The 13,393-nt window shown below is 71.2% G+C and carries 12 protein-coding genes and 1 tRNA gene; 2 read left to right on the top strand and 11 right to left on the bottom strand.

From position 1 onward, the window contains the following. Positions 1–303 precede the first annotated feature (303 nt). Complete coding sequence (locus OG488_RS19980) at positions 304–1,758, bottom strand: MFS transporter (RefSeq protein ID WP_329231069.1); 1,455 nt, start codon at positions 1,756–1,758, stop codon at positions 304–306. 164 nt (positions 1,759–1,922) lie between these two features. Between OG488_RS19980 and OG488_RS19975 the strand changes: the two genes are divergently transcribed. After that, a complete protein-coding gene (locus OG488_RS19975) occupies positions 1,923–2,378 on the top strand; it encodes a MarR family winged helix-turn-helix transcriptional regulator (RefSeq protein ID WP_329231066.1) in 456 nt (151 codons plus the stop codon). Between the two features lie 40 nt (positions 2,379–2,418). On the opposite strand, the gene OG488_RS19970 is transcribed toward OG488_RS19975, so the two are convergent. The 10 genes from OG488_RS19970 to OG488_RS19925 form a co-directional block, all read right to left on the bottom strand. Then, positions 2,419–3,024, bottom strand: a complete 606-nt coding sequence (locus OG488_RS19970) for a maleylpyruvate isomerase family mycothiol-dependent enzyme (RefSeq protein WP_329238828.1) — start codon at positions 3,022–3,024, stop codon at positions 2,419–2,421. 169 nt (positions 3,025–3,193) lie between these two features. Then, complete coding sequence (locus OG488_RS19965; RefSeq protein ID WP_329231065.1) at positions 3,194–4,435, bottom strand: PP2C family protein-serine/threonine phosphatase; 1,242 nt, start codon at positions 4,433–4,435, stop codon at positions 3,194–3,196. 22 nt (positions 4,436–4,457) lie between these two features. Continuing rightward, a complete protein-coding gene (locus OG488_RS19960) occupies positions 4,458–5,180 on the bottom strand; it encodes a histone protein (RefSeq protein WP_329231063.1) in 723 nt (240 codons plus the stop codon). A gap of 441 nt (positions 5,181–5,621) precedes the next feature. After that, positions 5,622–5,695, bottom strand: a tRNA-Lys gene (locus tag OG488_RS19955). A 91-nt stretch (positions 5,696–5,786) separates the two neighbouring features. Beyond that, on the bottom strand, positions 5,787–7,331 hold the full coding sequence (locus OG488_RS19950; protein WP_329231061.1) for an amino acid permease: 1,545 nt from the start codon (positions 7,329–7,331) through the stop codon (positions 5,787–5,789). Between the two features lie 103 nt (positions 7,332–7,434). Beyond that, positions 7,435–9,612, bottom strand: a complete 2,178-nt coding sequence (locus OG488_RS19945) for a DEAD/DEAH box helicase (protein ID WP_329231059.1) — start codon at positions 9,610–9,612, stop codon at positions 7,435–7,437. Between the two features lie 239 nt (positions 9,613–9,851). Then, positions 9,852–10,415: a hypothetical protein gene (locus OG488_RS19940; RefSeq protein ID WP_329231058.1), complete on the bottom strand. Its 564-nt coding sequence runs from the start codon at positions 10,413–10,415 to the stop codon at positions 9,852–9,854. Between the two features lie 115 nt (positions 10,416–10,530). Beyond that, the gene (locus OG488_RS19935) at positions 10,531–10,914 is read right to left on the bottom strand and encodes a fluoride efflux transporter FluC (RefSeq protein ID WP_329231056.1); all 384 of its coding nucleotides are present in this window, start codon (positions 10,912–10,914) and stop codon (positions 10,531–10,533) included. Beyond that, complete coding sequence (locus OG488_RS19930; RefSeq protein ID WP_329231055.1) at positions 10,911–11,321, bottom strand: fluoride efflux transporter FluC; 411 nt, start codon at positions 11,319–11,321, stop codon at positions 10,911–10,913. Before OG488_RS19930 ends, OG488_RS19935 begins: the two co-directional genes overlap by 4 nt. Continuing rightward, positions 11,318–11,671, bottom strand: coding sequence for a metallopeptidase family protein (locus OG488_RS19925; RefSeq protein ID WP_329231053.1), 354 nt, complete (start codon positions 11,669–11,671; stop codon positions 11,318–11,320). The genes OG488_RS19930 and OG488_RS19925 overlap by 4 nt, the downstream gene beginning before the upstream one ends. A 124-nt stretch (positions 11,672–11,795) precedes the next feature. On the opposite strand from OG488_RS19925, the gene OG488_RS19920 reads away from it, so the two are divergent. Beyond that, positions 11,796–13,325 (top strand): metallophosphoesterase family protein, encoded by a 1,530-nt coding sequence (locus OG488_RS19920; protein WP_329231051.1) that lies wholly within the window; start codon positions 11,796–11,798, stop codon positions 13,323–13,325. The last annotated feature ends 68 nt before the right edge of the window (positions 13,326–13,393 follow it).

Below are 13,393 nucleotides of genomic sequence, written 5' to 3'. Positions count from 1 at the left end.
GCCGGGGAGAGGACTCGGGGCTGGCTGCATGCGGCGCTCGGCTCTCATATCGCGTCTCATATATGACATACGAAGGACAACGCGAAGAACGTAAGTCGGCCCACTCCCACGGTCAATGCCCGTGCAGCAGAAAGTTCTTGGGCCCGGACACGCCGAAGCGCCCCGGCCGGAAGGCCGGGGCGCCCGGGCGGGGACGCACGAGCGCCCCGGCCGGTCGAACCGGTCGGGGCGCTCGTGTACTTCGTGATCAGGTCGGGGCGCTCGTGCGGGCCGTAACGGCCGAGGCTCTCGTGCAGGCCGTGGTCAGGCCTCGACCACGACCTTGTCCGACGCGGCGGGGCCGGCCTTGTCACCGTCCCCTGCGGGACGGACCAGGCCCGGGATGAACGCGGCGACGGCGGCGGCGACGAGCGCCACTCCGCAGCCGATCGTCAGGCCGACGCGGAAGCCGTCCTCGGAGGCGAGCGAGAAACCGCCGAGGTCGGTGGTCATCTGCGCCAGCACCACACCGATGACGGCGGACCCGATGGTGGTGCCCAGCGAACGCATCAGGGTGTTGAAGCCGTTGGCTGCGGCGGTCTCCGAGAGCGGGACCGAGCTCATGATCAGGGCGGGCATGGCGCCGTAGGCGAGGCCGACGCCGCTGTTGATGACGATACCGACGATCATCAGGCCCCAGGCGGAGCCCATGAGGGCCAGGGAGAGGCCGTAGCCCAGGGAGATCACCAGCGCGCCGAGGACGAGTGCGATCTTGGGGCCGCGCGCGTTGATCAGCTTCCCTCCGAGCGGGGAGACGATCATCATCATCACGCCGCCGGGGGCCATCCACAGACCGGCGGCCAGCATCGACTGCCCGAGGCCGTACCCCGTGGCCTCCGGGAACTGGAGCAGCTGCGGGGCGATGAGCATGAAGGAGTACATGCCGACGCCGACGAGGATCGAGGAGATGTTGGTCAGCAGCACGCGGGGGCGCGCGGTGGTCCGCAGGTCGACCAGCGGGTCACGGGTGCGCAGCTCGTAGAACCCCCAGGTGCCGAGCGCCACGACGGCGACGGCGAACAGGCCGAGCGTGGTGCCCGAACCCCAGCCCCAGTCGGCGCCCTTGGAGATGGCCAGCAGGAGGGACACCAGGCCGATGGCGAGCCCGATCGCGCCGGGCGCGTCGAAGCGCTGCCCCTTGGCGCCGGCCGGAACGTCCGGGATGAAGGACCAGATCAGCACGGCGATCATCAGCGCGAGGGCGGCGGAGCCCCAGAACAGCACGCGCCAGCTCGTGTATTCGGCGACGGCGGCCGAGATCGGCAGGCCGAGGGCGCCACCGATGCCCATGGAGGCGCTGACCAGGGCGATCGAGCCGCTGAGCTTCTCGGCGGGGACCACGTCACGCAGCAGCGCGATGCCCAGCGGGACCATGCCCATGCCCATGCCCTGGAGGCCCCGGCCGATGATCATCGGCACCACGGAGGAGGCCAGGGCGCACACCACGGAGCCGACGACCAGCGGGACCGAGCAGGCCAACAGCATCCGCCGCTTGCCGAGGAGGTCGCCGAGCCGGCCGGTGACCGGCACGCACACACCGGCTACCAGGAGGGTGACGGTGACCACCCATGCCGCGTTGGACGACGAGGTGTCCAGGATCCGCGGCAGCTCGGCTATGAGCGGGGTCACCAGCGTCTGCATGACCGCTGCGACCGTGCCGGCGAGCGCCAGCGTCGTGATCACACCGCTTGCGCGGGCTGGGGGCTGGGGGGCGTCCATATCGGGAGTCCTCGGCTATCTGTCGGTGGCAGACTTGGCATCGTACATGCTTATTGCATCATGCACATCGTGTGCCCCATGCACTCCTTCGTGACCATACGATGAGGTCAGCACGCACGACGAGACACCGGCCTCGCCCGGCAGGAAGCAGGAGGTGCCCGCGCATGAACAGGGCAACGCACGAGGTCGAGTACGAGCAGATGCTCCTCAGCCGCCACGGGCTCCTGAACCAGAGAAAGGGACGCCGCAAGGACGGCCTCCTGGAGCGCAGCGCGTACGTCCTGCTCAGCCGCATCCGCATCCAGGGCCCCATGACCGTCGGTGAGCTCAGCGAGGCCTTCGACCTCGACGTCTCCACCCTCAACCGGCAGACCGCCGCGGTGATGCGCGCCGGCTTCGTGGAGCGCATCCCCGATCCGGACGGGGGCATGGCCCGCAAGTTCCGCATCACCGAGGAGGGCGCCAGGACCCTCGACGCGGAACGCGAGGGCATGGTCACCTCGCTGGAGCGCGTCATGGCCGACTGGCCCGACGAGGACATCTCCGCCTTCGCCGGCTACCTGCGCCGCTTCAACTCGGACATCGAGCGTATCGGCGGCCGTCCCTGGCCGCGGCCCTGAGTCCACCGATGCGGCCGCCCCGCCCGGGGTGGCCGGATCGTCAGAGCGCCGCAGCCAGCACGGCGACCCCCGGCCCGTCGAGGTCGTCCAGTGCCACCCGTCGGCGGGAGACGGTGAGGAGCAGCGAGAGCACCGGCCCGCTCACCTCCGGGCCTTCCCCGATCGAGACCTCTCCGTCGGCGGCCGTCAGCCGGACGCGGGACACGAGCTCCTTGGCCCCGCCGAAGGAGGCAGGAGTCCGGGCCTGCAGCCGCAGGGATCTGACGACGGCCTCGGCCGGGTAGGAGCGGGCGAGCCCCAGCGGCCGGCGGATGTCCTCGCCGTGCACGATCTCCTCGACCAGTCGGCTGTCGAGGGGCGCCGGCGGGGTCGACGTACGGGTCGCGACGCGGCGGAGCCGCTCCAGCGTCTCCGCCGGCGAGGCACCACGTTCGCGCGCGACACCGCGGGCGTTCTGGCGGTCGAAGTCGAACCCCGCCCGGGCGAGACCCACCAGGAAACCCAGGCGTGTCGTCCGCGCCGTGTCCGTCAGGTGGGCGACCACGTCGCGCACCGTCCACCCCTCACAGAGCGACGGCTCCTCCCACTGACGGTCGTCGAGGCCTTCGAGGTCATGGAGGAGCGCCGCGCGCTCCGCGTGGACCATCGGCCAGACATCTCCCACGACTTCCTCCCATGACCGTCCACGGCATCTGTCCGCGACATCTGCCCACGGAGTCCGTGGGGACAGACTCTCCGCGCCCCGGGAACTCATCGGCCCCTGTCGCCGGAAGCCGCCCGCTGCCGGCCACCGGCCGGACCGTCGAGGACCGGCATCAGTACGGCTGCCACCACGTGCGGCCGGCTGAGGCCTGCCCTGTGTCCGCACCGGAGCTGACGTGTCGCTGCGTCTCCCGAGTGCCGTGCCAGTCCAGGCACATCACCGTGGCATCGTCCTCGAGCACGCCCCCCGCGGCCTCCCGGACCGCGGAGGCCAGCGTCAGCACGGTCTCCCGCGGGTGCAGGGTGCGGGTCCGTCTCAGCAGGGCCGGGAGGTCGACGTCCTCCCCATGGTGTTCAAACATGCCGTCCGTGACCATGAGTACGCGGTCACCGGGACGCAGGTCGATGTCCTGGACCCTGTAGTGGTGGGGTGCGACCACGGACAGCCCGAAGGGCTGGTCCACCTCGCAGGGGATCTCCTCGACCGTCCCGTCGCGCAGACGCAGGGGCCATGGGTGACCGGCGTTGACGAGCTGTGCCCGCCCGGTGTGGAGGTCGATGCGCAGCAGTTGCCCGGTGGCGTGACCTCGGCCGTGGTCCAACAGCGCCTGATCGGCCCGGTGGGCCTGCTCGGCCAAGCCGGCCCTGGCACGGCGGGCCCCCCGCAGGGCGTTCACCAGGACGGTGGCGGCGAGAGCCGCGGCGAGATCGTGGCCCATGGGGTCGGTCACCGACAGGTGCAGGGTGTCGCGTTCGAGGGCGTAGTCGAAGGTGTCCCCGCTGAGCTCCTCGGAAGGTTCCAGATTGCCGCACAGGGTGAACTGCGCACCCTCGCACGAGAGTGACTGTGGCAGCAGCTGGTACTGGATCTCCGCCGCGAGAGTGGGGGGCCTCGTACGCTTGCCCCACGTGTAGAGGTCCGTGAAACGCCCGTTGGCGATCACGACGTAGGCCAGGACGTGGGCGGCCTCCGCAACGGCGTTCACCACGGTCTCGTCAGGGTGGCTCGGGAGCGTGACGTCCAGCAGCCCGATCGCATCCCCGCGATTGGTCACCGGGGTGATCACCCTGTGCCCCTGCCCGGTCGCTTCCTGATACGGCCGCTGGGTGCGGATCACCTGTTCGTAGACGCTGCCGAGCAACGGGATGCGCTCCGCTTCACCACCGGTCCCCGGGGCGCCGCCGGTGGACAGTCGTGCCACCGCCTTGCCGGTCAGGTCCACGATCAGGAAGGAGACGTCCGTGGCCCCGAAACGCCGCCGCAGATCCTCCCCGAACACGTCGACGGCATCCGCCGGTGCCGCTGTCTCCGCAGCCGTCAGCAACTCGGGAAGCCCCTTCAGCCAAGATCCCATGGCCACGCCCCCTCGACTCGAGTCACCCTCGGTCCCTACGGCGGGCGGCCCGCGTCCCGCCCCGCCGTGGCGAGTCCTCCTTCTCGGCCGACTCACGTGCCGCCTTACGCGCCATTGCCTTTCTCGCCGGAGGGTTCTTGGGACCTGGCTTCCTCTCCGCAGCCTTTCGTGCCATCGCCCTCTTCGCGGGGGGATTCTTCGGCCCCGGCTTCCTGTCGGTGGGCCTCTCGGGCCTTGTCCGCTTCTTGGAATGACGGGAGGAGGGACGCGACGGCTCCGGCTCTTCTTCTTCCGTGGCCTCGTCGTCAGACGGTTCCTCTTCCTCTTCCTCTTCGTCTTCCCATTCCTCGTCGTACTCCGGCTCTTCTTCCTCGTCCTCGGCGTACTGGTCCTCGCCTTGCTCCTCGGTGTCCTCGTCCTTCGTTTCGTCGTCCGGCGCACCGGTCAGCGAAAGCATCCGCTGCTGAAGGACCTCACTCAAGGACGTGACACCTCGGTTGGTCACCTCGGACAAGGCTCCTCGCCCTGACGTCAGCAGCTCCCCCCGGACCTGCTCGCCGAGCTGGGCGAACTGCGGATTCTCGGAAAGTTTCTTGAATCCTTCGTCGATCAGGCTCTTGGGATCGAGTGATTTACCCGCGGCAAGGGCGAGGACACTCAGGGCGAGCTTCCCCTGTTTCGTCCTGCCGACGACATATCCGGCCGCGAGCGCGGCCACGATCGCGGCCCTGGTGGTGGTGTCCATAGCACTCCGCCTCACACGGTTGCGAGGGGCCACGGCCGGGCATTACACGCTCACACCTGAGAGTTTCACTCGTGTATCCCCCGATCAGTGGCCCTGAGTTCCCATTGTGCGCGCGATGGAGGGGGGCGCCACAGGGAGCCGTCGGACAAACGGCGGAGAAGCCCACAGGAAAGCCGGGGTCGGCCCGCGAAGCATGCCGCACCGGTCGGTTGAGAACTCAGGTCGGTCCGTCGGTCATGGTGGGGATGGTGAGCGTGTGTTGGTGCCGGACGAACCCCACGGAGCAGGAGAGCCGACGGCCATGGGCGGACCGCCGACGGCACGTGCGGTCGGACCGTACGCTCACGCACGAGGGCGCGAACGACAGAGCGCCCCGGCCGGACGAAGCCGGTCGAGGCGCTCAGCAGCAGGTCGGAGGATGTCTCCCCTCCCTGCACCAGGTAGGCCGTGTGGGACTCGAACCCACAACCAACGGATTAAAAGTCCGCTGCTCTGACCAATTGAGCTAACGGCCCCTGCTGGATCACACCCCGAGCATAGCCGCACCGGGCCCGGCAGCCGATCGGGTATCGGGTGCCGGGCCCCGTCGCGCCCGGAGCGGGGCGGTCAGCCGGCGGAATCGTCCGTCGTCGCGGCCTTGTGCGCGGGCTCGGCGGGTTTCAGGAACCAGTGGCGCGCGGAGACCAGCCACCAGACGGCGGCGAAGCCGAGCACCACCAGGACCGCCAGGGGGGCGTAGTTGAAGCTCTCCCAGGTGACCGGCGCGACCTGGGGCAGCATGAAGAGCACCGTGATCACCCCGACCCAGGCCACGGCGACGATGCCGATGGGCCGGGACCAGCGGCCCAGGTGCCACGGGCCCCGGACGAAGTCGTCGCCCCGCAGCAGTCTGAGCAGTGTGGGGATGACGTAGGCGATGTAGAGCCCGATGACGGCGATGGACGTCACGGCGGCGTACGCGGTGACGTTGATCAGATACGGGAGGCCGAGCGCCAGGGCGCCGAGGGCCGCCAGCCAGACCGCCGCGACGGGTGTGCGGGTGCGGGGGCTGACCGTGTGCCAGACGCGGGAGAAGGGCAGCGCCCCGTCGCGCGAGAAGGCGTAGATCATGCGGCTGTTCGCGGTCACGGACGCCATCCCGCAGAAGAGCTGGGCACCGATCACGACGAGCAGCAGGAGCTTGCCGGTGGTGGCGCCGAGCGCGTCCAGGAGGATCTGCGCGGGAGGGGCCCCGGTCGCGGAGTTCAGGGCACCGTCGTAGGACTGGATGGCGAAGGTGAAGCCCAGCAGGAGCACGAAACCGGCGATCCACGACGTCCAGATGGACTGCACGATGCCACGCGGGCCCGCCACGGCCGCGTCGTGGGTCTCCTCCGTCATGTGGGCGGAGGCGTCGTAACCGGTGAAGGTGTACTGCGCCATCAGCAGGCCGATCATGACGACGTAGAAGCCGCTGCCCCAGCCGGTGTTGTTGACGAACTCGGTGAAGACGTACGACGCCGACTGGTGCGAGTCCGGCACGAAGGTCAGCGCCCCCACGATGACGGCCACCCCGACCACGTGCCACCAGACGCTGACGTTGTTGAGGACGGCGACGATGCCGACGCCGAAGGTGTTCAGCAGGCCGTGCAGGATCAGGATCGCCGCGAAGAGCAGGATCGTACGGCCCGGCGTGACCTCGAAGCCGAACTGGAGGTTCAGGTACGCCCCGAGGAAGGACGCGGCGCCGAAGTCGATCCCGGCGGTGACGGCGACCTGGCCGAGCACGTTGAACCAGCCGGCGAACCAGGCCCACGCCGCGGCCGAGCGCGGTGGGGCCAGGCGGTGGGCCCAGAAGTACAGGCCCGCGGACGTCGGGTACGCCGAACAGATCTCGGCCATCGCCAGGCCGACGAACAGCGTCATCAGCCCGACACCGACCCAGCCCCAGGTGATGACGGCGGGACCACCGGTGTTCATGCCGAACAGATACAGCGTCAGGCAGCCGGAGAGCACCGAGATGATCGTGAACGAGACCGCGTAGTTGGAGAAGGCGGACATCCGGCGCGCGAGGACCTGGGTGTAGCCGAGTTCGGCCAGCCGCTCCTCGTCCGTCGTGGGAGCGGGTGCGTCCGGCGGTGGTGCCGCCACAGCGGCTTCGTCGTTTGTCATGCCCCCAGCGATGCCCTCGGGGGCTGCCCGGAAACGCCCCGGGGCCCGTACACCACCGAAGTGTTGTACGGGCCCCGGGGGTTGCTCAGGGGGTCAGCGGGACTCAGCCGTTGCGCTTCCAGCGCGGCTTGTCGTCGCGGCGGCCGAAGGTGCCGGTGCCGGTACCCGTGCCGGTGCCACCGCGGTGGTCGTCACGACGGCCGGTCGGGCGGTCGCCGCCACCGGAGCGGAAGCCGCCCGAGGGGCGGTCGTCACGACGGTCACGGTTGAACGGGCGGTCGCCGCCACCGGAGCGGAAGCCACCGGAGGGACGGTCGTCACGACGGTCGCGGTTGAACGACGGGCGGTCGTTGTCACGACGCTCGAACGGACGGCCACCCCGGTCGTCACGACGGTCGCCGCCACCGGAGCGGAAGCCACCGGACGAACCGCCCGACGGACGGTCGTCACGACGGTCGCGGTTGAACGACGGGCGGTCGTTGTCACGACGCTCGAACGAACGGCCACCCCGGTCGTCACGACGGTCGCCGCCACCGGAGCGGAACCCACCGCCCACCGGACGGTCCTCGCGGCGGTCGTTGCTCCCGCGGAACGACGGACGGTCGCTGCTGCCCCGGTAGCCGTTGCTGCCGGCGGGACGGCCACTGCGCTCGCCGACACGGTCGTTGCCACCGCGGTATCCACCGCGGTCGCCGCCCCGGTCGTCACGACGGCCGTAGTTGCCGCGCTCGTCACGACGGTCCTCGCGGGCCGCCGGCTGCTCCGGCACGGACGCGGCGGCCACCAGGGCGGCCTCCGCCTCGGCGGCGACCTCGGCCACCGCTGCCTCCGGGTCCTCGCCCCGCTCGCGGGCGGCACGGGCGACCAGGCGGTCGGCCTCCTCGCGCAGCTCGACGGCACGGCGCTGGACGCGCTCCAGCTGCTTGGTGAGGTCGGCGGCCTCGCGCTCGGCCTGCTTGGCCGCGTTGTTCGCGGAGTCGGCCTGGACCTCGGTCAGCGAACGGGCACCGGTGATCTCGGCGACCTCGGGCTCGAAGACGCCCGCGCCCTGGACGATGTGACGCGAGGCGTCGACGCCCGCGTCCTCCATGAGGCGGAAGATCTGACGGCGCTGGTGCGGGAGCGCCAGCGAGACGACGACACCGGACTTGCCGGCGCGGGCGGTACGGCCCGAGCGGTGCAGGTAGTCCTTGTGGTCGCCGGCCGGGTCCACGTTCAGCACGAGGTCGATGCCGTCGACGTGGATGCCGCGGGCGGCGACGTCGGTGGCGACGAGGGCGTTGACGAAGCCCTTCTTGAAGTCCTCGAGGACGCGGGTACGGGCACCCTGCGTCATGCCGCCGTGCAGCGCGTCGGCCTTCACACCGGACTCGATGAGCTGCTCGGCGATGCGGTCGGCGCCCAGCTGGGTGCGGACGAAGATGATCGTGCGGCCCTTGCGGGCGGCGATCGCGGCCGTGACGGGCGCCTTGTCCTTCGGCTTCACGACGAGGACGTGGTGCGACATGGTCGAGACGTTGCCCTGGGCGCTGTCGACCTCGTGGGTGACCGGGTTGCTCAGGTAACGCTTGACGAGCGTGCCGATCTCGTTCTCCATGGTGGCGGAGAAGAGCATGCGCTGGCCGCCGCCGGGGATCTGGTCGAGCAGCTCGGTGACCTCGGGCAGGAAGCCCAGGTCCGACATCTGGTCGGCCTCGTCGAGGACCGCGACCTGGACGTTCTCCAGGGAGCAGGCGCCACGGTTGATGATGTCGCGCAGACGGCCCGGGGTGGCGACGAGGACGTCGACACCGCGCTCCAGCGCGTAGATCTGGTTGCCCATCGACGTACCGCCGCAGACGACCTTCATCTTCAGGCCGAGCACGTCGCCGTAGGGCTGCAGCGCGTCCGCGACCTGCATCGCGAGCTCACGGGTCGGCGTGAGGATGATCGCGCGGGGCTTCTTCTTCTCGGTGTGGCCGCCGGACAGCGCGGCCAGGGTCGGCAGACCGAAGGAGAGGGTCTTGCCGGAGCCGGTACGGCCGCGGCCCAGGATGTCCTTGCCGGCCAGGGCGTCCGGGATGGTCGCGGCCTGGATCGGGAAGGGGGCCGTCACACCGTTCTGCGCGAGCTTGCGGACGATGCCCTCGGGCAGGCCCAGGTCGGCGAACGAGATGGTCGGCTCGGCGTCGGCGGCCTCGGTGGAGGTCTCCTCGACTACGGCCTCGGGGGCCTCGGCGACTACGGCCTCGGCGGCCTCGACAACCTCGATGAGCTCGACGTTCTCGGTGCTCTCGGGCATGACGGTGTGGTCAGAACTGGAAATTGACATGCGAAATGCGAAACCTTCCGGAGTCTCGGCACGCGCCCGTAACTCCGTGTTTTCGCAATTTCGACCGCCTCAATGCGGTCCAGCCACGGCAAGGGAGAGTACGCGCCACACGGCGCTCTTCTGTGTCGGCGCCGGGCATAGGATCAAACGATCTACTACCATACGCACCCTCCCCCCCTTCGCGCAAACCGGGCTGGTCCGGAGCGCGCTCACACCGGCGCGACCTGCGGTGACACCCGCGGAGTGGGCCACACCTCGACCCGCCCCGGAGCCCCCATCGCGTCCGTCCGGAACTGCGCGGCCGGCGAGGCCGAGGGCTGCTCCGGCGGGGGCGAGGGCTCGGGCTCCGGCGAGGGCGGAGGCGCCTCCGGAGTGACCGGCGGGGGCGGCGGCTCACCCGGGCCCGGAGCGCTGGGCTCAAGGGTGGGCGGAGGGCCGCCCAGGGTCGGTCGCGGGGTACCCGGCTCCCCGGGCGCGGGCCGGGCGTCCTCGGCACCGGCCGACGGGGCCCGCCCCGAGGCCTTGGCGTCCGGCTTGCGGGAGGAGCCCCGGTCGGACTGCGCCTCGGCGCGGCCGCCGCCGGAACCGGACCGGCCGCTGCCGGAACCGGACACGGTGCCGCCGCCCGGCCGCGCCGAGGCACCCTCCTGGTCCGCGGAACGTGAGGGAGACGGCTTCCCGGCGTCGTCGCCGACGCTCACACAGCCTGTGGACGCGGCGATCGTCAGCGCGGTGACGGCTGCCCAGCGGACGCGGGCGGACAACTGGCGCACGGGGTGGCACCTCCGGGGAGGAGAGACGGGGACGGGAGAGCGATGTGTCCAACTCCCCCGCACCCGCCGGGGACACGCCCCACCACGACACCGGCACTCGCGCTGCCCGGCCGGCTCACCCGCCGGCGCCCCCCGGGCCGCCCGCGAGCTCCGCCCCCAGGAACACCGCCCCGAGCCCCACCAGCAGGGACACCAGGACATTGGCCCCGGCGAGGAAACCACGCCCCGTCTCGGCCAGCCGCAGGGTCTCGTACGAGAACGTCGAATACGTCGTCAGCGCCCCGCACAGGCCGGTGGCCAGCAGGGCGAAGGCCGGGTCGGACACCGAGGCCCCCGTCAGCAGCCCGAGCAGCAGGCTTCCCGCCGCGTTGGCGGCCAGGGTCCCCCACGGGAAGACGTACGGCAGCCCCGCGCCGTGCCGCGCGCGCACCGCACGGTCCGTCAGATACCGCAGCGGCGCCCCGACGGCGCCCCCGACCAGGACGAGCAGCCAGTTCACGCCGTACGCCCCCGCCGGTCCACCAGGGTCCGGGTGAGCACGGCGGCCCCCCACACCGCGCCGAGCGCCGCCACGGTGGTCGACGCCGCGTACGCCATGGCCGTCAGCACCTCCTGACGTACCAGCAGCCGGGCGACGCCGGCGGCGTACGTCGAGAAGGTGGTGAACCCGCCGAGCACCCCGACCCCCAGGAACGGCCGCACCAGCGGACGGGTGACCGTCCCCCGCTCGACGGTCAGCACCATCAGCACGCCGATCAGGGCGCAGCCCGTGACGTTGACGCCGAGGACCACCCAGGGAAAACCGTCCTCCGGGGCCGGCCAGGCGAGCGTCGCCGCGTGACGCGCCACGGCCCCCACGGCTCCGCCGGCCGCGACCGCCGCCAGGACCCGCCAGGAGCCGGTCATCCGTAGCCCAGCTCGTGCAGCCGTTCGTCGTCGATGCCGAAGTGGTGGGCGATCTCGTGGACCACGGTGATCTCCGTCTCGGCGACCACGTCCTCGCGGGTCTCGCACATCCGCAGGGTCGGCCCCCGGTAGACGGTGATCCGGTCCGGCAGGACCCCGGCGTACCACTCACCGCGTTCGGTGAGCGGCGTGCCCTCGTACAGACCGAGCAGCTCCCGGTCCTCCGGGTCCTCCGGCTCCTCCTCCACGAACACCGCGACGTTGTCCATCAGCCGCATCAGCTCCGGCGGGACCCGGTCAAGAGCCAGGCTCACCAGCTCTTCGAACTCCTCGCGCGTCATCTCCAGCACCCCGCCATTGTCACGTACCTCCGGCGGGAAGGGGCGGGCCGCACCCGCCCTCCGGGGCACCCGCCCGGCCCACAACGCCGCCCCCGCCCGCATGCGCGCCGCCCGAACGGGGCATACGCGCCCAATGGCACGCCCGTTCCACGCCGCAGCCGCCCGTGTCCGCCGCCTCCGTCGCCCGCGCACCACCGCCCCCGCCGGCGGGCTCGTCCCCGCCACGCACCCCTGGAAGCGCGCGCTCGGTCTGCTGGCCGTGGTCGTCCTGGGCGCCTGGCTCGGGCTCCTGGTCGTCGGCAGCGTGCGTACGCCGGTGGGTCCCATGGACACGACCATGACGCTGCGGCCGTCGGTGAGCGGCGGCACCAAGATCAACGTGTCACCGCTCGGCGCCCTGGAGCTGGACTCCCACCACGCCCCGGTGCGCCTGGACGTGGACGTGGACCAGCTGGACCCGGAGCGCTCGCAGGCCCTGGTGAAGCACCCCGAGCGCCTCTCCGGTCTCCAGGACGAGGTCACCCACGACGTCGCCGCCGGCACCCGGGAGCTGGCCGTCCGCTCCTGCGTGGCCGTGGTCTCCGGCGCCACCGCCCTCGGCCTCGTCGTCTACCGGCGCCCGCGCCGCGCCCTGGCCGCCGGGGGCCTGGCCCTGGCGCTGCTGGCCGCCTCGGGCGTCAGCGCGTACGCCACCTGGAACCCGAAGTCCGTCCTGGAGCCCAAGTTCTCGGGGCTGCTCTCCAGCGCCCCCTCGGTCGTGGGTGACGCCCGGTCGATCGTCACCGAGTTCGACGTCTACCAGCAGGAGCTGGCCAGGCTCGTCACCAACGTCACCAAGTTGTACGACGCCACGTCCACGCTCCCCGTGTACAAGCCGGACCCGGCGACCATCCGCGTCCTGCAGGTCTCCGACATCCACCTCAACCCGGCCGCCTGGCACATCATCGGCTCGCTCGTCGAGCAGTACGAGATCGACGTGATCATCGACTCCGGGGACACGATGGACCACGGGACGGCTGCGGAGAACGGCTTCCTCGACCCGGCCCGCGACCTCGGCGCTCCCTACGTGTGGGTGCGGGGGAACCACGACTCGAAGGAGACCCAGGCCTACCTGGAGAAGATGAAGAACGTGCACGTCCTGGACGAGGGGAAGGCCGTCACCGTGGCCGGGGTGCGCATCGCGGGCACCGGGGACCCCCAGTTCACCCCGGACCGCACGCGCCCCACCGGCGGCAAGGCGGCGGAGCAGCTGGCGGGCATGCGCCTCGCCTCGGCGCTGCGCGACCAGAAGCGGGCGGGCACCCCCGTGGACATCGCGGTGGCCCACGACCCGAACGCGGCACGGGAGACGGACGGAACGGTTCCGCTGGTCCTGGCCGGCCATGTGCACCACCGGGTGAACGAACTGCTGCCGCTGGGGACGCGGCTGAAGGTCGAGGGCTCCGCGGGCGGCGGCGGACTGCGTGCCGTGCAGAACGAGAAGCCCGAGAAGGTGCGCGCCTCGGTGCTCTATCTCGACCGCTCCACCCGGCATCTGCAGGCCTGGGACGAGATCACCCTCGGCGGTCTGGGCCTCACGACGGCCGAGGTCAGCCGCCATCTCCCGGAGGAGAACCTCAAGAGTCCGTCCCCTTCGCCGAGCGTCTCGACGACCTCCCCGTAAACCGTTTTGGCGATACCTCCCCGCATCCCATATGCTTCTCACGTCCCCGACGCGCTGGAAAGCGCGCA

It is taken from the genome of Streptomyces sp. NBC_01460 (assembly GCF_036227405.1).
Classification (GTDB): Bacteria; Actinomycetota; Actinomycetes; order Streptomycetales; family Streptomycetaceae; genus Streptomyces.
Note: the sequence above shows the minus strand (reverse complement) of the source record. Positions and strands in the feature narration are given on the sequence as shown.

Bases quoted from the DNA above. Each gene is read 5' to 3' on its own strand.
- OG488_RS19980 (WP_329231069.1), bottom strand. From the start codon at position 1,758: ATGGACGCCCCCCAGCCCCCAGCCCGCGCAAGCGGTGTGATCACGACG.
- OG488_RS19975 (WP_329231066.1), top strand. From the start codon at position 1,923: ATGAACAGGGCAACGCACGAGGTCGAGTACGAGCAGATGCTCCTCAGC.
- OG488_RS19970 (WP_329238828.1), bottom strand. From the start codon at position 3,024: ATGGTCCACGCGGAGCGCGCGGCGCTCCTCCATGACCTCGAAGGCCTC.
- OG488_RS19965 (WP_329231065.1), bottom strand. From the start codon at position 4,435: ATGGGATCTTGGCTGAAGGGGCTTCCCGAGTTGCTGACGGCTGCGGAG.
- OG488_RS19960 (WP_329231063.1), bottom strand. From the start codon at position 5,180: ATGGACACCACCACCAGGGCCGCGATCGTGGCCGCGCTCGCGGCCGGA.
- OG488_RS19950 (WP_329231061.1), bottom strand. From the start codon at position 7,331: ATGACAAACGACGAAGCCGCTGTGGCGGCACCACCGCCGGACGCACCC.
- OG488_RS19945 (WP_329231059.1), bottom strand. From the start codon at position 9,612: ATGCCCGAGAGCACCGAGAACGTCGAGCTCATCGAGGTTGTCGAGGCC.
- OG488_RS19930 (WP_329231055.1), bottom strand. From the start codon at position 11,321: ATGACCGGCTCCTGGCGGGTCCTGGCGGCGGTCGCGGCCGGCGGAGCC.
- OG488_RS19920 (WP_329231051.1), top strand. From the start codon at position 11,796: ATGGCACGCCCGTTCCACGCCGCAGCCGCCCGTGTCCGCCGCCTCCGT.